The following is a 17,971-nucleotide window of genomic DNA, read 5'->3' as shown; positions in this document are numbered from 1 at the left end:
CATGGAGTATCCAATGTCCAGAAAGCTTCTTTCCCTCTCAGTCACCGCCTCTTTGATGGCTGGTTCGGTCCTTGCGGACGTTCCTAATGTTGCCGTCGATATCGCTCCTGTGCACTCCCTTGTGGCGCGCGTCATGGAGGGCGTTGGGACGCCTGCCCTGATTATGCAACAGGGTGCTAGCCCGCATGAATACAGCCTGCGCCCATCCGAAGCCCAGTCATTGCAAGACGCGGACTTGGTGTTTTGGGTCAGTGCTGATTTGTCGCCATGGTTGGGCGAAGCGATCGAAGCGTTGGCCCCAGATGCTGCGTCAACCGAGTTGATGGAAGCTAACGGCACCATTGAACTGGAAACCCGTAGCGACGCATTGTTCGAAAAGCACGTTCACGGAGACGAAGAAGGCCACGACGACGATCATGATGATCACGACGAGGATGACCATGATGACCATGGCAAGCACGATCCGCATTCTTGGTTGTCCCCACAAAACGCAATGACTTGGATGAACGTGATTGCTGGTGAAATTTCCGCTGCTGATCCAGAAAACGCTGGTGCTTATTTCGCAAACGCAGCGGCAGGTCGCGGTGAAATCGAGGCGGCGATGGCCGAAGCGAACGCCACACTAGAGCCTGTGCGTGGCGGCAACTTCGTCGTGTTCCACGATGCCTATCAGTACTTTGAGAACGATTTTGATTTCCCAGCGGCAGGCGCGATTTCCATCAGTGACGCGTCTGACCCAAGCCCTGCACGTATCGCGGAAATTCAGGCCCGCATCGCTGACGAAGGCATCGATTGCGTTTTTGCTGAACCACAATTCAACCCGGACCTTATTGCAACGGTCCTAAACGGCGCCGAAGCAGAAACGGGTGTTCTTGATCCACTCGGGTCCCACTTGGACGCAGGCCCTGCGATGTATCCGCAGCTTATCTTGGATCTGTCCGCTGCTCTCGCGGAGTGCATGTAAGGACATCGATCCAGTAAGGATTGGGATAAAAATTGGTGGCGCGGATTATCGCGCCGCCAACATTTAAGTATTAGCCCTTTGGCACAGCGTCAAAATCGCTGGCGTCGTGGCGTTCACGGAGTTGTTCGCTGTCTTCGCCCCACGCACGGTTGACCATACGGCCCCGCTCATAAGCAGGTCGAGACATCACATCATCCGCCCAACGGGTCACGTTTTCATAGCTTTCCACGTCCAAAAATTCGGCCGCGTCATAGACGGTGCCTTTGACTAACGAACCGTACCATGGGGCCGTTGCCATATCGGCAATCGTATATTCATTCCCCGCGATGTAACGGTTCTCTTCGAGCTGTTGATCCAGCACATCGAGTTGACGCTTTGCTTCCATCGCAAAACGGTTGATCGGGTATTCGAACTTTTCCGGCGCATATTTGTAGAAATGCCCAAAACCGCCACCCAGATAAGGCGCCGAACCCTGAAGCCAAAACAGCCAGTTCAGGGTTTCTGTGCGGCCTTCAATGTCACGCGGCAGGAACGCCCGAAACTTCTCGGCCAGATACAGCAGGATCGCACCGCTTTCGAACACACGAACGCCCGTGGATTTATCGAACAGTGCTGGAATTTTTGAATTCGGATTGAGATCCACAAACCCGCTGGAGAATTGATCGCCTTCACCGATGTCGATGAACCAAGCATCGTAATCCGCAGCGTAGCCTTTGGCCAACAGCTCTTCCAACATCACGGTGACTTTAACGCCGTTCGGCGTGGCCATGGAATGCAATTGCAGGGGGTGTTTGCCGCTTGGCAGGTCCTTGTCGTGGGTTGGGCCCGCCGTTGGGCGGTTGGTGCTGGCGAATTGCCCGCCATTCTCAGAATCCCAAGTCCAGACTTTCGGGGGCGTATAGGTCATGTGCGCGTCCTTGAATGAGTGCGGCCAAGCTACGAGTCTTGGCGGAAGGTGCAATGGGTCAGCATGCAAATTGCACAAAAACGTTTGATCGTTTGGATGGTCGGGCCGTGATGCTCGCGCATTCTATTGGATCAGGTCGCCATTCTCATCGCGTTTCACAAGCGTCGACCAGACTTCGGCCTCGGGGGCTTTGGGCGGGGGCGTGCAGGTCTTGCGGTGAATGTTCACTTTGCTCATAAAGTTGGCCGAGATCGGCGCGGTCACAAAGAGAAAGGCCATGATCAACAACTCATGCACCGAACCGTCGTGGAACACCCATGAGTTCGTAATGGAGGCCAAGAGCAAAGCGCCAATCCCCATCGTGCCAACTTTGGTTGGCGCGTGAAGGCGGGTCATGGAATCGGGAAGTTTTACAAGGCCGATCGCGCCGACCAACATGAAGAAGGCCCCGATCAACAGGCAGAAGGCGACGGCGTAGGTTCCAATAACTTGCATGGTCATTCGATGATATCCCCCCTTAGCACAAACCGCGCATAGGCCACGGTTGATACAAATCCAAGCATTGCGATAATTAGGGCGGCTTCGAAATACAGGCGCGTCCCTTGGAACATGCCCACAAGGACGATTAGGCCAATCGCATTCACCACCATCGTATCAAGGGCAAGAATACGGTCCCCCGTATTTGGCCCAATCACCAAGCGAACAAGCGCAAGCAATTGCGAAAGAGCGACAGCCGCAAAGGCCAATGTCATCGCCCAGCTCAGAAATTCAGCAGCAGGCATCATACAAAAATCTCCTTTAGTCGGGCTTCGTAGCGTGACTTGATGTCATCGCGAACAGCATCAGGATCAGGCGCATCCAGAGCGTGCACCAGCAGATAGTGGCCGGTATTGGAAATGTCGGCAGAGACGGTCCCGGGGGTCAAAGTAATTGTCCCCGCTAAAACCGTAATCGCTTCGGGTTGGCGCAAGTCCAACGGGACAACGATCCAGGCAGGCCGAAGGTTACGGTTGCGCCGCGTCAGAACGATCCAAGCCACTTGGACGTTGGCCACCATGATGTCCCACAACACCAAAAGCACATACGGGATCATCCGCCCCATGTGGAAACGACGCGGTCGATCAGGCCACCAAGCAGCAAACCCCCGAGGGATGATAATGCCAAGGATCAGCCCAAACACAGCCATGCCGTAGCTGAAGTCGTTTTGCAGGATCAGCCAAACCACTGCCAAAAGCAAAGTCATCAGCGGGTGCGGAAACAACCAATTGAATACGGAGCGGATCATGTCAGTGGTCCTCCGACGCGTCAGGCGCGCTGAGCTTGCCCTCGGTCTCAAGTACGATCGAGATGTAGGGTTCGGGTTCGAACAGTTGAGCTGCGGTGGCTGTCATGAAGGACTGCGCATAGCCACCCAGTACTGAATGGGCCACGAGAAGCGCCAGCAATCCGCCAACAGCCGCATAGGCCAATGGGTTTGAAGATGTCGTCGGCTCGGCCTGCTCGTCCACAGCAACGCTTTTGGCTTTCCAGAACACAACACTGCCCGCGCGGGAAAATCCGACAATACCGATCAGACTGGAACAAAGGATAACAGCCCAGATGGTCACGTTCATTGTGTGGTCTCGCGCGGCATCAAGGATCAAGAGCTTACCCAAGAAACCAGACAGCGGCGGCAGACCTGTCATCGCAATCGCCGCCGCAAAGAACAGCGCAGAGGTCAGCGCAGCACCTGCAACAGGTGGGAGCGCGGTTAGGGTCAGGGATGCGCGGTTGGATTTCACGAGGTCGACAATCAGGAACAGGGCCGCGCCCGCCAGTGTCGAATGCACGATGTAATACAAGGCGGCGGCAATGCCTTCGGGAGTCGTCAAGGAGATAGCGACCATCACCATCCCCATGGACCCGATTACGGCAAAGGCAACCAGACGGTCCAGTTTTTTGGCGGCCAGAATGCCGATCATGCCCAACGCAACAGTAATAAGTGCTGCCGGAAGCAACCAAACATCATAAAGCCCTGCGGTCGTTTCTAAGTCCGGTGGGAAGATCAATGTGTAGACGCGGATCATCGCATAAGCGCCGACCTTGGTCATGATCGCGAACAGCGCAGCCACGGGGCCTGGTGCTTCTGCGTAGCTGGACGGCAGCCAGAAGTGCAGCGGCACAAGCGCCGCTTTGACGGCGAAAACCAACAACAGCAACACAGCCGCAACGCGAATACCGACCGTCGCGTCTGCGCCGATCATATCAGCCCGCACCGCAAGGTCCGCCATGTTGAGCGTGCCCGTCTCGGCATAGAGCGACCCGAGCGCGAACAAGAAAAGCGTCGACGCCAACAGGTTATAAAGAACGTATTGAACACCTGCGCGCAGGCGATCATTGCCACCTGCATGGATCATCAGGCCGTAAGACGCGATCAGCATCACCTCAAAGAACACAAACAGGTTAAACAAATCGCCCGTCAAAAAGGCCCCCATGATCCCCATCAGTTGGAACTGGAACAGCGCATGGAAATGCCAGCCGCGATCATCCCAACCGGACCCAATCGCATAAAGCAACACAAAGAGAGCCAAGACAGCCGTGAGCAGGACCATAAGGACCGACAGGCGATCCCCGACCAGCACAATGCCAAAGGGGGCAGCCCAATCACCCAGCTGATACAGCAGGATCGTGCCATCAGACACGGTCACAAACAGAGAGGCCGCGATGGCAATCAGCGCCACGACACCGGCCAGTGAAAACACCCGCTGGATGCCGATATGATAGCGTGCAGCCAGCACGATAAACGGCGCCAACATGGCCGGAAGAACAACAGGGGCAATGATCCAATGGGTCATGCTTCGCCCTCCTGATCTGTCTCGGGGGGGTCATCTACCCCATCATCGTTGGTTCCCAGATAAGCGCCCAAGGAAATCATCACAACAACAGCAGTCATCCCGAATGAAATCACGATGGCCGTCAGCACAAGAGCTTGCGGCACTGGATCGGCGTAGACGTCAACACCATCGCGCAAGATCGGCGCTGATCCGACAGTCAAACGACCAGACGCAAACAAAAAGACGTTCACGGCATAGGTTAGCAGTGAAATACCCATGATGACGGGGAAGGTCCGCAATCGCATGACCAAATACATGCCAGCGGCGGTCAGTATCCCCACAGCTGAGGCAACAAGGACTTCCATGTTACACGCCCTCCTGAGCTGAAGGTTCAAGATCGGTTACGATCGGCTTTGAGGGATCGACATCCATCGGCTCGTCGCTGTCTCTTACATGTGCCCGCCGCGCGAGGCGCGAGAAGCTTTCGAGCGACAACATCACTGCCCCCAGAACAGCAAGGAACACGCCAAGATCAAACAGCGCAGCCGTGGCCAATTCGAATTTTTCAAACGGCGGGATGCGGACGTAGGTGAAATCAGACGTCAAGAATGGCTTACCAAAGAACCATGCGCCGATACCCGTTAGGCCAGCCACTAGCACCCCTGCCCCGATTACACCGTGATACGGCCAGCGCACCCGATCCGAGGCCCAGCCAAACCCGCTTGCCATGTATTGCATTAACACGCCAATCGACACGATCAGACCCGCGATGAACCCACCGCCCGGTTCGTTGTGACCACGCAAGAAGATGTAGAAACCAACCAACAAAACAATTGGGAAGATAACCCGCGTCAGAATAACCATCATCATCGGGTGTTGCGTCCCCGACAACGGTTTGTCGGGTTTGCGGTTCAATAGACGTGCACGCACAGGGCCGTTCAACAACGCCTCTGTCAGGGCATAGATCAACAGCGCCGCAATCCCGAGAACGATAATTTCACCGAAGGTATCAAAGCCACGGAAATCAACCAAGATCACGTTGACCACATTGGTCCCGCCGCCGCCTTTATACGAATTGGCAAGGTGGAATTCGGAAATGGGTGAGGCAACAGCATCGCGCAGCAGATAGTGATAGGTCAGCGCCATCGTCGCGAGGCCAGCCGCCCCTGCAACAACGACATCACGAGCGCGACGCAGGAGCGAAGACTCGACCGGCGTATGGTTGGGCAAAAAGTTGAGCGCCAGCAAAAGCAAAATGATCGTAACCACCTCAACCGTGATCTGTGTCATCGCCAAATCAGGCGCGCTAAGCAGAATGAAAGCGATCGACACCATCAGCCCGACAATCCCGATCAGGATCAAAGCCAGAAGGCGGTTGTGGTGCATCGCAGCCAAGCCGACCGTTGCCGCCACAAGCATGATCCAGCCCGCGATTTCAGCCCAACCCACAGGCTGAACGTTGCGCGTAACATCGCCCAACACACCTGTCGTCCACGCGTGATAACCAGCTGCAACGACGGCGACGCCAAAGATCATCGCGTAGCGGGTAAAGGCGCCGTTGTGCAGCGGATGGATGATTGCCTTGGCGTACATCACGAAGGCCGCGATGATTTCATCAAAGATTGCTTTCGCTTCTGGGCGTGGCGTGGCTTCCCACAGGCGTGAAAGTGGCTTGAACATCGACAACACGATCAAGCCACCGACAACCGCGACGATCGACATATAAAGCGGCGTGACAAAACCGTGCCAGATTTTGATGTGCGCGTCTGGGACTTCTGCCGTGCTGCCCAAAACGGCAGCGGTCACGATTTTCACGAAGTCTTCGACCAAGAAAGGAGCCACACCAATAACCACAACCAGCACCACAAGGATCGCAGGTGGCAACCACAGGCCTGCACCGGGATCATGGGGTTTGGCCGGGTAGCTTTCGGGGTCACGTTTCTTACCGAGGAAAGTGTGGCCGATCAGGCGGAAACAATACGCCGCGGAAAACAGCGATCCAAAAGTTGCCAAAGCAGGCACAAGCCATTCGGGACCGAACAGGTAAGTGTGCTCCATCTCTTCGAGCATCATTTCCTTGGACAAGAAGCCGTTCAGGAACGGGATGCCCGCCATAGACAGGGCCGCAAGTGTCGCTATGATGAACGTGATCGGCATCAAGTGACGCAAGCCGCCAAGGATACGGATGTCACGGGTTTTGGTCTCGTGGTCGATGATGCCAGCGGACATGAACAGCGCGGCCTTAAACGTCGCGTGGTTCAGGATATGGAACATCGCGGCGAACGCACCGAACGCGGTGCCAGTGCCCAGCAACATCGTAATCAGGCCAAGGTGGGACACGGTTGAAAACGCAAGAAGCGCTTTCAGGTCGTGTTTGAACAGCGCAATAACGGCGCCAAGGATCATCGTGATTAGACCCACCGTGGTCACGATATAGAACCATTCGGGCGAACCAGACAGCACCGGCCAAGTCCGCGCCATCAGGAAAATACCCGCTTTGACCATCGTGGCGGAGTGCAGATAGGCCGACACAGGTGTCGGAGCGGCCATCGCGTGGGGCAGCCAAAAATGGAACGGGAATTGTGCCGACTTGGTGAAAGCCCCGATTAGAATCAACAGCAAAGCGGGCACATACATTGGATCCGCTTGGATCAAATCGCGGTTCTGTAGAATAACGCTTAGGTCATAGGACCCGACGATATTGCCCAAGATCAGCATACCACCGATCATTGCAAGGCCACCCATACCCGTCACTGTCAACGCCATGCGCGCGCCTTGGCGGCCTGCCTCTAGGTGTTTCCAATAGCCGATCAGCAAGAAAGACGACAGCGACGTAAGTTCCCAGAAGATCAACAAAAGCAGGATGTTATCGGACAACACAATGCCGACCATCGCGCCTTGGAACAGCAGTAAATAGGTGAAAAACTCACCCATATTGTCTTCACGGGCCAGATAGAACCGGGCGTAGGCGATGATCAAAAGGCCGATGCCGAGGATCAAAAGCGCAAAGAAGAACCCAAGCCCGTCCAACATCAGTGTGACATTCAGCCCGAGTTCGGGGAACCAATTGAACCCTGTCTGCACGAGTTCCCCAGCCAAAACGGCAGGGAGGTTTGTCAATAGTCCGACGAAAGCGGCCAGCGTCACAGTGAACGTCACTCCGCCCACGGCTTGACGGCCGGCTGAGTTCATCACACCCGGTAATAATGCACCAAGGAATGGCAAAGCGACGATTAGGAATAGAGACACGTGAGCTCCTGATCTGGGGACCGTAAAGTCTGACCTTTTTGGGTCAGTTTACGGCGATCCTCAAGCGAAACCGAAGAGTTTATCAACAATTCGGATCAGAAACGGTCAATTTTTTGTCAAACGATCCAACCAACCCGCCCTAGGCCTTCAGACCGTAGCCCGAGAATGCCTTCAGCGTGTCTTCGATTTCCTCTTCGGTAAGCAAGACGGGCGTGCCGTTCTGTTCGGAAAGCAAGAGCACTTGAGCAAGAGTTTCGAGTTCCTGCATCCGCCACAGCGCCTTATCCAACGTGGCACCAAGCGTCAATGCGCCGTGATTTGCCATCAGGCATCCGTCACGGGACTGAACGGCCTTCGCGACCATATTGGACAAATCAGCGGTGCCAAAACGCGCATAGGCTGTGCAAGGGACATCGGCCCCGCCAAAGGCCGCGATCATATAGTGAACGGGCGGAATGGCGCGCCGCTGGATGGCAACCGCCGTGGCGTGGGCTGGATGGGCGTGAACGACGGCGTTGGAATCTGGGCGGGAATTTAGGGCGGCTTGGTGGAATTGCCATTCGGTCGACGGGTTTTGATCCGGAGCTGGATCACCATCCAGAGGCAGCTTGCAGATCATATCTGGCGTCATGTCCGCATAAGGGACGGCGCTCGGGGTGATCAGCATTCCATCACCCACCCGCACAGAGATGTTGCCCGACGTGCCTTGATTCAGGCCGCTGCTTTGCATCCAAAGGCAGCCGTCGATGATAGATTGGCGAAGCGCGGTGCTGTCTTGCATGATCTATCCCGCGAGTTCTGGGAACATGGACGTCAGCCCGTCTTCCGACGCAGGCGCAATGCCGCGTTCGGTGATGAGCCCTGTAACAAGTCGCGCAGGCGTGACATCAAACGCAGGGTTCCCACCGGTGGTTCCATCTGGCGTGACTTGCACCTCACTGATTTCACCGGCGTCGTCGCGCCCCATGATGTGCGTGATCTCTCGCGATCCGCGATCCTCAATGGGGATGTCAGCCACACCATCGGACACAGTCCAGTCAATCGTTGGGGACGGCAAGGCGACGTAGAACGGAACCCCATTGTCATGAGCGGCCAGCGCCTTGAGGTAGGTTCCAATCTTGTTGCACACGTCCCCTGCCCGCGTGGTGCGGTCGGTTCCGGTAATCACAAGGTCCACCTGCCCGTGCTGCATCAAATGCCCACCTGCATTGTCCGTGATGTAGGTATGTGGGATGCCATGGCTGCCCAGTTCCCAAGATGTCAAAGCGCCCTGATTTCGCGGACGGGTTTCATCGACCCAGATATGCAGCGGGATGCCCGCGTCATTAGCGTGATACATTGGGCTTGTCGCAGTTCCCCAATCTACGGTGGCGATCCAGCCCGCATTGCAATGGGTGAGAATACGGACAGGTTCGCCTGCGGGTTTCTTGGCGGCGATGTCTTTGATCAGCTTTAGGCCGTTCAACCCGATGTTGCGGTTAATCTCGACGTCCTCATCCGCGATCTCATGTGCGAGCGACAAGGCAACGGCAGCGCGATCCACCTCTGGTAAAGGGGCAAGTGCGGCGCGGCATCGGTTTAGCGCCCAGCGCAAGTTGATCGCTGTGGGGCGCGTTGCGTGAAGCACGTCCCAAGCGTCGTCCATATGATCATCACTCGAGTCCAGCTTCATCGCCAGCGCCATGCCATAGGCCGCCGTCGCCCCAATCAACGGCGCGCCGCGCACGCGCATCTGCACGATTGCATCAACGAAGTCCTGCATCGTCGTGACCGACTGCACACGAAAGTCGTGGGGCAGCCAGCGTTGGTCGATGATTTGCAACTCACCCTTGTCCCCATCCCACCAAAGCGAGCGATAGGGCGTGCCGTTCACTTTCATCAGACACCCTCGACGATTTTGTAGTCGCGTTCGGATGCGGGCAGCCCGTAGGACAGGGCCTTTTGATATTCGGGACCGTGGTAAAACGTCTTAGCTGTTTCCATGTCGGCAAAACGGATGATGACACAGCGAGCGCGAGTCGTGCCCTCAAGCACCTCTACTTCACCACCGCGGGCCAGAAACTCACCACCGTATTTGGCGACCGCTGGCCCCGCAAGTTCGGCATATTTGGCGTATTGATCTGCATCTTTTACGTCCACTTGGACGATCGCGTAGGCGGGCATTGGCGGCTCCTGATGTTTTAATTGTGATGTCATCTTAGGCACTCGTGCCTTCGCGTCCATCAAAACCTCTGGATAAACAAAAGACTGCGCGTTTCAAAAATTTTACCGTTTGATAAAAAAATAAACTGTGCCATGCTCAACCTGTGATCGACGTACGGAGTTGCTATGAATTCGCCTTACACAACCGGAATTGCGGCATCGCGCCTTGGCGCTGATGAACTGGCCGAAAACTTCGGTGATCTGCACGCGCCCCTTGATGCGCATGAGGCCTCAGTGGCTGCAGATCGCTGTTACTTCTGCCATGATGCCCCCTGCATTACAGCCTGCCCGACGGATATCGATATCCCGATGTTCATTCGCCAGATTGCGACTGGAACACCCGAAGCAGCTGCTAAAACCATCTTTGACCAGAACATTCTGGGCGGCATGTGTGCCCGCGTTTGCCCTACCGAGGATCTGTGCGAGCAAGCCTGCGTTCGCGAATTGGCCGAAGGTAAACCCGTTGAGATTGGCCGTTTGCAACGTTTCGCAACAGACCGCGTGATGGAACAGGGCGTAATGCCGTTCACCCGTGCAGAATCGAGCGGCAAAAAGATCGCTGTTGTTGGCGCGGGTCCTGCTGGACTGTCCTGTGCGCACCGCCTTGCAATGTTGGGGCATGATGTCACCGTCTATGACGCAAACCCCAAAGCGGGCGGACTTAACGAATACGGTATCGCCGCCTATAAATCGACGGATGACTTTGCTGCGCGTGAAGTTGACTGGCTTATGTCCATCGGCGGGATCGAAATTAAGACAAACATGGCCTTGGGCGATGATCTGAAGATTGATGATCTGGTTGGGTGTTTTGCAGCTGTATTCTTGGCGATTGGCCTTGGCGGCGTGAACGCGCTTGGCCTTACGATCCAAAGCGAACAAGGCCACGTGGTAAGCGATGCTGTCGATTTCATCGAAGAGTTGCGCCAGACGAACGACCTGACGGATCTGCATATCGGTCGCAATGTCGTTGTGATCGGGGGCGGTATGACTGCTGTTGATGCTGCGGTGCAGGCCAAACTCCTTGGCGCCGAAAACGTAACGATCGCCTATCGACGCGGTCGCGACGGCATGAGCGCGAGTACGTATGAACAAGACCTCGCCACATCCAAAGGGGTGAAGCTGTTGTTCAACCTCCAGCCCAAAGCGATCCGTGGTGCCAGCGGTTCCACCGAAATTGAACTCGAATACACCAAGGTCGAGGACGGCAAACTAATAGGTACTGGCGAAATGAGGCGCCTTCCCGCTGACCAAGTGTTCCGCGCCATTGGCCAAACATTGGACACGGATGCAGGGCTGAAAGTTGAGGGCCGCAAGATTGCCGTGACAGGTGCAGGTCGAACAAGCCGCGCTGGTATCTGGGCGGGTGGCGACTGTGCTGCGGGGGGCGATGACCTTACGGTGACGGCGGTGGCCGAAGGGCGCGACGCAGCGATGGATATTCACAGCACTTTGATGGGGGATGCATAAAATGGCTGACCTGACGACAGATTTTCTTGGGATCAAATCCCCGAACCCGTTTTGGCTGGCCTCTGCGCCGCCAACGGACAAGGAATACAACGTGCGCCGCGCATTCGAGGCTGGATGGGGCGGAGTTGTATGGAAAACGCTGGGGGGCGAAGGCCCTCCTGTGGTCAACGTCAACGGGCCGCGCTACGGCGTGATTTACGGCGCAGATCGCCGTGTTCTCGGCATCAACAACATCGAATTGATCACCGATCGCGACCTGTACACCAACCTTGAAGAGATCAAGCGCGTGAAGGCGGATTACCCCGATCGCGCCATAATCGTATCGATCATGGTCCCGTGTGAAGAAGAGGCGTGGAAGGCCATTCTACCGCTGGTCGAGGACACAGGCGCCGACGGGATCGAGCTGAACTTTGGCTGCCCGCACGGTATGGCAGAACGCGGCATGGGCAGCGCCGTGGGCCAAGTGCCCGAATACATTGAAATGGTCACGCGCTGGTGCAAACAGTATTATTCCAAGCCCGTGATCGTGAAACTGACCCCCAACATCACAGACATTCGCCAGCCCGCTGCGGCGGCGATGCGCGGCGGCGCGGATGCGGTCAGCCTGATCAACACGATCAACTCGATCACGTCTGTGAACCTCGATACTATGTCACCTGAACCGAGCATTGATGGCAAAGGCACCCACGGCGGCTATTGCGGCCCTGCTGTAAAACCAATCGCGATGTCGATGGTATCCGAGATTGCACGCAATCCTGAAACCGCTGGCCTGCCGATTTCCGGCATTGGCGGTGTCACGACGTGGCGCGATGCGGCGGAATACATCACGCTGGGCTGCGGCAACGTGCAGGTTTGCACGGCGGCGATGACCTACGGCTTCAAGATCGTTCAAGAAATGATTTCTGGTCTGTCCCAATGGATGGATGAAAAGGGCCACACAAGCATTCAGGATTTCATGGGTGCGGCCGTGCCAAACACGACCGATTGGCAGTACCTGAACCTTAACTTTATCGCCAAGGCGCAGATCAATCAGGATGACTGTATTTCCTGTGGTCGCTGTTACGCCGCCTGCGAAGACACGTCCCACCAAGCGATTTCAATGTCCGAGGACCGCACATTTACCGTGATCGATGAGGAATGTGTGGCCTGTAATCTTTGCGTCGATGTTTGCCCTGTCGAGAACTGCATCACGATGGTTGAGTTGGAGCCCGGCACGATCGATCCGCGCACAGGTAAAGTCGTCGAAAAAGACTACGCCAACTGGACAACGCACCCAAACAACCCGTCAGCAACAGCGGCAGAATAAACCCGATTTCTCCCTGAGACTTGGCCGGCACATGAACGTGTCGGCCAGTTTTTTGTCTGGTTTTTTTTCTTGAGTTACGGTGTCAGCAACCCGTGCAACATCGCTTCCAAGTGCTTTTCAGCGCCATCAAACGGGTCCACGTCCCCGAGAATGGCCCGCACCTGAACATCGAAATCAGCGTAATGCTGGGTCAGCGCCCATATCGAAAAGATAAGGTGATAGGGGTCGACCGCTTTGATCCGACCTTCGGCCGCCCAACCGTTGATCACCACGGCGATTTCATCAACCAGTTCGCGCAACTCTCCACGCAACACATCCCCGATGCGCGGCGCGCCTTGGATGATCTCATTTGCAAACAAGCGGCTTTCACGCGGAAAATGCTGGGACATATCCAATTTACGTTTCGCATAAGCCATCAGTTCATCAACGGGATCCCCTTGCGGATCGAGTTCTCGAAGTGGCTCAAGCCAGTTTTCAAGAAGCTTGGCCAGAAGGGACGTGTAGATCGCCTCTTTGGAGCGGAAATAGTACAATAAATTGGGTTTTGAGAGGCCAGCCTCGTCTGCGACCTGATCCAGCGTAGAGCCGCGAAACCCGAACTGAGAAAAGACCAAAAGACCCGCATCTAGAATCGCTGCTTGGTTCTTTTTTTGAATACGCGTGTCAGGTTTGTTCATGGGGGCTGCTTTTCAGACGATAGGGCGCAAAAACTAATCAATACCAACCCTGTTTAGCGACTGTCGGCTTATAAAGTAAGCAAATTCCTTGACTAGGTAGGGCCCTCTGGTAGCCTGCCTTTGACCAGTTGGTCAAATTATTGCCAGCCAGTATTGGGAGATCAATATGCCAGCCGCAGGAGAAAATCTTCGCATTGATGGGGCGCGCCTTTGGGACAGCCTTATGGAGATGGCCAAAATCGGCCCAGGTGTGGCCGGTGGCAACAACCGCCAGACCTTAACGGATGAGGATAGCGAAGGTCGCCATCTTTTTCAAAATTGGTGTGAAGCCGCTGGCATGACAATGGGTGTCGATGAAATCGGCAACATGTTTGCGCGGCGCGAAGGCACAGACCCCGATGCCCTGCCCGTCTACGTCGGTTCGCATTTGGATACGCAACCCACGGGCGGTAAATATGACGGGGTTTTGGGCGTGCTGGGCGGACTCGAAATCATCCGCACGATGAATGACCTCGACATCAAGACAAAGCACCCGATTGTCGTGACAAACTGGACGAACGAAGAAGGCACACGATTTGCCCCTGCGATGCTGGCCTCTGGTGTATTTGCTGGAAAGCACGGCCTTGAATGGGCGCGCGACCGCGAAGACGCGCAGGGTAAGAAGTTTGGTGATGAACTGGAGCGCATTGGCTGGAAAGGCCCCGAAAAAGTCGGGGACCGCAAGATGCACGCGATGTTTGAATTGCACATCGAGCAAGGGCCGATTTTGGAGGCCGAGGGCAAGGACATCGGCGTCGTCACCCACGGCCAAGGGCTGCGGTGGATCGAATGCACCGTGACCGGTAAAGAAAGCCACACCGGTTCCACCCCGATGCATATGCGTAAAAACGCAGGGCGCGGTTTGGCGCTTGTGACGGAACTGGTTCATGAAATTGCGATGGCCAATCAGCCCAACGCTGTCGGCGCGATCGGCCATATCGACGTCTACCCGAACTCGCGCAACGTGATCCCCGGTAAGGTGGTGTTCACGGTCGATATGCGCACGCATCTGCTGGATAAGCTGAACGCGATGGTTGATGAATTCAACGCCCGTGCGCCAAAGCTGTGCGAAGATATCGGCGTGGAATTCTCATGCGAGATCGTCGGGCAATTCGACCCGCCCGCCTTTGATGAAAGCTGTGTTAAGGCCGTGCGCGATGCTGCGGAACGGCTCGGTTATTCCCACATGGATATCATTTCCGGCGCGGGTCACGATGCCTGCTGGATCAATGATTTGTATCCGACATCGATGATCATGTGCCCTTGCGTAGACGGTTTATCGCACCACGAAGCCGAAGAAATTTCACAGGAATGGGCCACTGCGGGCGCTGATGTGTTGATGCATGCGGTGCTGGAGACGGCGGAGATTGTGACATGATCGGACTCTGTCGTGCCAAATAGGCGGAACATCAAACTACGGGGCCTTCAGATAGCCGTCACTGTCGCTGCGATTGCGGTCGGGTGGCTTGCCGGCATGTATCTGTCGAGACAATCTGGCCCATATGCTCCATATGCCGGGCTAGTCTATTTAGCGCCGCCAATAATTTTTGCGGTCATCTTTGGGGCTCTCACATGGCGCATTTCACAAAAGATACAAACGAGGAATCCAGATCATGACTAAAGTCATCAAGAACGGCACCATCGTAACGCACGATCTAACCTATAAGGCTGATGTTCTGATCGAGAATGGCTCCATCGTTGAGATCGGGCCAAACCTAAAAGGCGACGAAGAACTGGACGCGACGGGGTGTTTTGTGATGCCCGGTGGGATCGACCCGCATGTGCATCTGGAAATGCCGTTCATGGGGACCTATTCGACGGATGATTTCGAGTCCGGCACGCGAGCGGGGCTGGCTGGCGGCACCACGATGGTTGTCGATTTTTGCCTGCCGAACCAAGGCGAAAGCCTGCTGGATGCGATCAAACGCTGGGACAATAAATCGACCCGCGCGAACTGTGACTACAGCTTTCACATGGCCGTAACGTGGTGGGGCGAACAAGTCTTTGAGGACATGAAAACCGTGATCGAGGATCGCGGCATCAACACGTTCAAGCACTTCCTCGCCTACAAGGGCGCGTTGATGGTGAACGATGATGAGCTGTTCAGCAGCTTCAACCGTCTGTCCGAATTGGGCGGCATCGCGATGGTTCACGCCGAGAACGGTGATGTGGTGGCGGAACTGTCCGCCAAACTGTTGGCCGAAGGCAACAACGGCCCCGAAGCCCACGCCTATTCGCGCCCCTCTCAGGTTGAGGGTGAAGCGACCAACCGTGCGATCATGATCGCCGATATGGCGGGTGTGCCTTTGTATGTTGTGCATACCTCTTGCGAGGAATCCCACGAAGCGATCCGCCGTGCGCGCCAGCAAGGCAAACGCGTTTGGGGTGAGCCGTTGATCCAGCACCTGACGTTGGACGAGAGCGAGTATTTTAACAAGGATTGGGACCACGCTGCACGGCGCGTCATGTCTCCGCCGTTCCGCAACAAGAAGCATCAGGATAGTCTGTGGGCGGGTCTTCAGTCAGGCTCACTTAGCGTTGTCGCAACCGACCACTGCGCCTTTACCACTGAGCAGAAACGGTCCGGTGTCGGCGATTTCACCAAGATCCCCAATGGCACAGGTGGGCTAGAAGATCGGATGCCGATGCTGTGGACCCACGGTGTGGAAACCGGACGGCTGACGCCGAACGAATTTGTTGCCGTGACGTCGACGAACATCGCAAAAATCCTGAATTGCTACCCCAAGAAAGGTGCCATTCTGGTGGGCGCGGACGCGGATATCGTTGTTTGGGACCCCGCCAAGGAGAAGACGATCACCGCAGGGTCACAGCAATCGGCTATTGATTACAACGTGTTTGAGGGCAAGCACGTCAAAGGCCTGCCGCGGTTCACGTTGACGCGTGGCCATGTCGCGATCCATGACGGAGAGGTGCGCACGCAAGAAGGCCACGGAAAGTTCGTCAAACGTGAGGGCAATGGCATGACCAATCAGGCGCTGAGCAAATGGAAAGACCTCTCGGCACCGCGCCCCGTGCAGCGTTCCGGCATTCCGGCGACGGGGGTCTAGAACCTGAACATGACTGACTTACTTTGGCTTGATATAGCTGCCGACGTTGCCACAATCCTCGCTGCTCTTGCAGTTATTGCCACCACATTTGCCGTTTGGCGCCAAATGCGGCTGCAAGCCGCAGGGCAAAATAAGGACGAGCGCCGTTTTCTTCGGGAGTCTATTTTCGTCGTTCATGACACCTTGCAGGGCGAACAATTCCGCAATGCACGGCAGAACTTTTTTGGCTCAGGTCAGTGCAAGCAAGACTACAATGCTTACGGGGATGATGACAAAGGCCGCGCGCGCTACATCCTTAGTGTTTACGGCTTACTCGCTCGTATGATTGATCATGATGCGATCGATGAAGCTGTGGCCAGCGGCTATTGGAAAACGGCGATGTTTCGCGATTGGGACCGACTGGAAAATTTCGTAAGCGGCGAGCGACTGCGTTCCAGCAATGGGACCTTGTTTTCAGCTACCGAACAGATGGTTGCGAGATGGAAAAAGGCAGACCAAGCATGAGCCCCGTAATTTCCGCCACCAACCTCGACCTGACGTTTGAGACGAACGACGGTCCTGTCCATGCCCTTAAGGATGTTAACCTCGAGATAAATAAGGGCGATTTCGTTTCTTTCATCGGGCCATCGGGGTGCGGTAAAACCACGTTCTTGCGCTGCATCGCCGGGCTGGAAACGCCTACGTCTGGTGAAATCTCCGTCAACGGCATGACGCCAGATGAAGCACGCCGCGCACGCGCTTATGGCTATGTGTTTCAGGCCGCAGGGCTTTATCCGTGGCGCACGATTGGCGGCAACATTCGCCTGCCGCTTGAGATTATGGGGTTTAGCAAATCCGATCAGGCGGACCGTGTGAGCCGCGTGCTCGAGTTGGTTGACCTCGCAGGCTTTGAGAAGAAATTCCCATGGCAGTTGTCGGGTGGGATGCAACAAAGGGCCAGTATCGCACGGGCCTTAGCATTTGATGCCGATATTTTGCTGATGGATGAACCATTTGGCGCTTTGGATGAGATCGTGCGCGACCATCTAAATGAACAGTTGTTGCAACTGTGGGCCCGTACCGAAAAGACGATTGGTTTCGTCACCCATTCGATCCCCGAGGCCGTGTATCTGTCCACTAAGATCGTCGTTATGTCGCCCCGTCCGGGTCGCATCAGCGATGTGATCGACAGCCCGCTGCCAAAGGAACGCCCGCTCGACATTCGTGACAGCCCTGAATTTATCGAGATCGCACACCGTGTGCGCGACGGGCTGCGTGCGGGGCATTCGGATGGCTAGAT

At 55.8% G+C, this 17,971-nt stretch carries 18 protein-coding genes; 7 read left to right on the top strand and 11 right to left on the bottom strand.

Annotated elements, in window-relative coordinates:
• The first annotated feature begins 13 nt into the window (after positions 1-13).
• Entirely contained in the window at positions 14-964 is a 951-nt protein-coding gene (locus KO486_RS00895) for a zinc ABC transporter substrate-binding protein (protein ID WP_216035343.1), read from the top strand.
• A gap of 70 nt (positions 965-1,034) precedes the next feature.
• Here the strand turns inward: KO486_RS00895 and yghU are convergent, their stop codons facing one another.
• The 10 genes from yghU to KO486_RS00845 form a co-directional block, all read right to left on the bottom strand.
• Positions 1,035-1,871, bottom strand: a complete 837-nt coding sequence (yghU, locus tag KO486_RS00890) for a glutathione-dependent disulfide-bond oxidoreductase (RefSeq protein ID WP_216035342.1) — start codon at positions 1,869-1,871, stop codon at positions 1,035-1,037.
• Between the two features lie 123 nt (positions 1,872-1,994).
• A complete protein-coding gene (locus tag KO486_RS00885; RefSeq protein WP_216035341.1) occupies positions 1,995-2,372 on the bottom strand; it encodes a Na+/H+ antiporter subunit G in 378 nt (125 codons plus the stop codon).
• A complete protein-coding gene (locus tag KO486_RS00880; RefSeq protein ID WP_216035340.1) occupies positions 2,369-2,656 on the bottom strand; it encodes a K+/H+ antiporter subunit F in 288 nt (95 codons plus the stop codon). The genes KO486_RS00885 and KO486_RS00880 overlap by 4 nt, the downstream gene beginning before the upstream one ends.
• Positions 2,653-3,156: a Na+/H+ antiporter subunit E gene (locus KO486_RS00875; protein ID WP_216035339.1), complete on the bottom strand. Its 504-nt coding sequence runs from the start codon at positions 3,154-3,156 to the stop codon at positions 2,653-2,655. Before KO486_RS00875 ends, KO486_RS00880 begins: the two co-directional genes overlap by 4 nt.
• A 1-nt stretch (position 3,157) precedes the next feature.
• A complete protein-coding gene (locus KO486_RS00870) occupies positions 3,158-4,705 on the bottom strand; it encodes a monovalent cation/H+ antiporter subunit D (protein ID WP_216035338.1) in 1,548 nt (515 codons plus the stop codon).
• On the bottom strand, positions 4,702-5,049 hold the full coding sequence (locus KO486_RS00865; protein ID WP_216035337.1) for a Na+/H+ antiporter subunit C: 348 nt from the start codon (positions 5,047-5,049) through the stop codon (positions 4,702-4,704). Before KO486_RS00865 ends, KO486_RS00870 begins: the two co-directional genes overlap by 4 nt.
• A gap of 1 nt (position 5,050) precedes the next feature.
• Positions 5,051-7,933: a monovalent cation/H+ antiporter subunit A gene (locus tag KO486_RS00860; protein WP_216035336.1), complete on the bottom strand. Its 2,883-nt coding sequence runs from the start codon at positions 7,931-7,933 to the stop codon at positions 5,051-5,053.
• Between the two features lie 139 nt (positions 7,934-8,072).
• Complete coding sequence (locus KO486_RS00855) at positions 8,073-8,714, bottom strand: class II aldolase/adducin family protein (protein WP_216035335.1); 642 nt, start codon at positions 8,712-8,714, stop codon at positions 8,073-8,075.
• A gap of 3 nt (positions 8,715-8,717) precedes the next feature.
• Positions 8,718-9,812 carry an S-methyl-5-thioribose-1-phosphate isomerase gene (mtnA, locus tag KO486_RS00850; RefSeq protein ID WP_216035334.1) on the bottom strand — a complete coding sequence of 365 codons (1,095 nt, stop codon included), beginning with the start codon at positions 9,810-9,812 and terminating at the stop codon, positions 8,718-8,720.
• Positions 9,812-10,096, bottom strand: a complete 285-nt coding sequence (locus KO486_RS00845) for a DUF1330 domain-containing protein (protein ID WP_216035333.1) — start codon at positions 10,094-10,096, stop codon at positions 9,812-9,814. Before KO486_RS00845 ends, mtnA begins: the two co-directional genes overlap by 1 nt.
• A 165-nt stretch (positions 10,097-10,261) precedes the next feature.
• On the opposite strand from KO486_RS00845, the gene KO486_RS00840 reads away from it, so the two are divergent.
• Positions 10,262-11,602, top strand: a complete 1,341-nt coding sequence (locus KO486_RS00840) for an NAD(P)-dependent oxidoreductase (protein ID WP_216035332.1) — start codon at positions 10,262-10,264, stop codon at positions 11,600-11,602.
• Between the two features lies 1 nt (position 11,603).
• On the top strand, positions 11,604-12,908 hold the full coding sequence (gene preA / locus KO486_RS00835) for an NAD-dependent dihydropyrimidine dehydrogenase subunit PreA (RefSeq protein WP_216035331.1): 1,305 nt from the start codon (positions 11,604-11,606) through the stop codon (positions 12,906-12,908).
• Between the two features lie 74 nt (positions 12,909-12,982).
• Here preA and KO486_RS00830 read toward each other — a convergent pair whose 3' ends face one another.
• On the bottom strand, positions 12,983-13,585 hold the full coding sequence (locus tag KO486_RS00830; RefSeq protein ID WP_216035330.1) for a TetR family transcriptional regulator C-terminal domain-containing protein: 603 nt from the start codon (positions 13,583-13,585) through the stop codon (positions 12,983-12,985).
• Positions 13,586-13,751: 166 nt separating this feature from the next.
• Here KO486_RS00830 and KO486_RS00825 point away from each other — a divergent pair, with 166 nt between their 5' ends.
• The 4 genes from KO486_RS00825 to KO486_RS00810 all read left to right on the top strand — a co-directional run bounded on the left by KO486_RS00825 (position 13,752) and on the right by KO486_RS00810 (position 17,969).
• Complete coding sequence (locus tag KO486_RS00825; protein ID WP_216035329.1) at positions 13,752-15,002, top strand: Zn-dependent hydrolase; 1,251 nt, start codon at positions 13,752-13,754, stop codon at positions 15,000-15,002.
• Between the two features lie 235 nt (positions 15,003-15,237).
• Entirely contained in the window at positions 15,238-16,692 is a 1,455-nt protein-coding gene (gene hydA, locus KO486_RS00820) for a dihydropyrimidinase (RefSeq protein WP_216035328.1), read from the top strand.
• A 9-nt stretch (positions 16,693-16,701) separates the two neighbouring features.
• Positions 16,702-17,196 carry a DUF4760 domain-containing protein gene (locus KO486_RS00815; RefSeq protein WP_216035327.1) on the top strand — a complete coding sequence of 165 codons (495 nt, stop codon included), beginning with the start codon at positions 16,702-16,704 and terminating at the stop codon, positions 17,194-17,196.
• Positions 17,193-17,969 carry an ABC transporter ATP-binding protein gene (locus KO486_RS00810; RefSeq protein ID WP_216035326.1) on the top strand — a complete coding sequence of 259 codons (777 nt, stop codon included), beginning with the start codon at positions 17,193-17,195 and terminating at the stop codon, positions 17,967-17,969. The genes KO486_RS00815 and KO486_RS00810 overlap by 4 nt, the downstream gene beginning before the upstream one ends.
• Positions 17,970-17,971 lie beyond the last annotated feature (2 nt).

Source organism: Octadecabacter sp. B2R22 (assembly GCF_018861045.1).
In the GTDB taxonomy this organism is placed as follows: Bacteria; Pseudomonadota; Alphaproteobacteria; order Rhodobacterales; family Rhodobacteraceae; genus Octadecabacter.
This window is presented reverse-complemented; position numbering and strand designations above follow the sequence as displayed.

Bases quoted from the DNA above. Each gene is read 5' to 3' on its own strand.
- KO486_RS00870 (WP_216035338.1), bottom strand. From the start codon at position 4,705: ATGACCCATTGGATCATTGCCCCTGTTGTTCTTCCGGCCATGTTGGCG.
- hydA (WP_216035328.1), top strand. From the start codon at position 15,238: ATGACTAAAGTCATCAAGAACGGCACCATCGTAACGCACGATCTAACC.
- KO486_RS00855 (WP_216035335.1), bottom strand. From the start codon at position 8,714: ATGCAAGACAGCACCGCGCTTCGCCAATCTATCATCGACGGCTGCCTT.
- yghU (WP_216035342.1), bottom strand. From the start codon at position 1,871: ATGACCTATACGCCCCCGAAAGTCTGGACTTGGGATTCTGAGAATGGC.
- preA (WP_216035331.1), top strand. From the start codon at position 11,604: ATGGCTGACCTGACGACAGATTTTCTTGGGATCAAATCCCCGAACCCG.
- KO486_RS00810 (WP_216035326.1), top strand. From the start codon at position 17,193: ATGAGCCCCGTAATTTCCGCCACCAACCTCGACCTGACGTTTGAGACG.
- KO486_RS00865 (WP_216035337.1), bottom strand. From the start codon at position 5,049: ATGGAAGTCCTTGTTGCCTCAGCTGTGGGGATACTGACCGCCGCTGGC.
- KO486_RS00895 (WP_216035343.1), top strand. From the start codon at position 14: ATGTCCAGAAAGCTTCTTTCCCTCTCAGTCACCGCCTCTTTGATGGCT.
- KO486_RS00880 (WP_216035340.1), bottom strand. From the start codon at position 2,656: ATGATGCCTGCTGCTGAATTTCTGAGCTGGGCGATGACATTGGCCTTT.
- mtnA (WP_216035334.1), bottom strand. From the start codon at position 9,812: ATGAAAGTGAACGGCACGCCCTATCGCTCGCTTTGGTGGGATGGGGAC.
- KO486_RS00825 (WP_216035329.1), top strand. From the start codon at position 13,752: ATGCCAGCCGCAGGAGAAAATCTTCGCATTGATGGGGCGCGCCTTTGG.
- KO486_RS00830 (WP_216035330.1), bottom strand. From the start codon at position 13,585: ATGAACAAACCTGACACGCGTATTCAAAAAAAGAACCAAGCAGCGATT.
- KO486_RS00815 (WP_216035327.1), top strand. From the start codon at position 16,702: ATGACTGACTTACTTTGGCTTGATATAGCTGCCGACGTTGCCACAATC.
- KO486_RS00845 (WP_216035333.1), bottom strand. From the start codon at position 10,096: ATGCCCGCCTACGCGATCGTCCAAGTGGACGTAAAAGATGCAGATCAA.
- KO486_RS00885 (WP_216035341.1), bottom strand. From the start codon at position 2,372: ATGACCATGCAAGTTATTGGAACCTACGCCGTCGCCTTCTGCCTGTTG.
- KO486_RS00840 (WP_216035332.1), top strand. From the start codon at position 10,262: ATGAATTCGCCTTACACAACCGGAATTGCGGCATCGCGCCTTGGCGCT.
- KO486_RS00875 (WP_216035339.1), bottom strand. From the start codon at position 3,156: ATGATCCGCTCCGTATTCAATTGGTTGTTTCCGCACCCGCTGATGACT.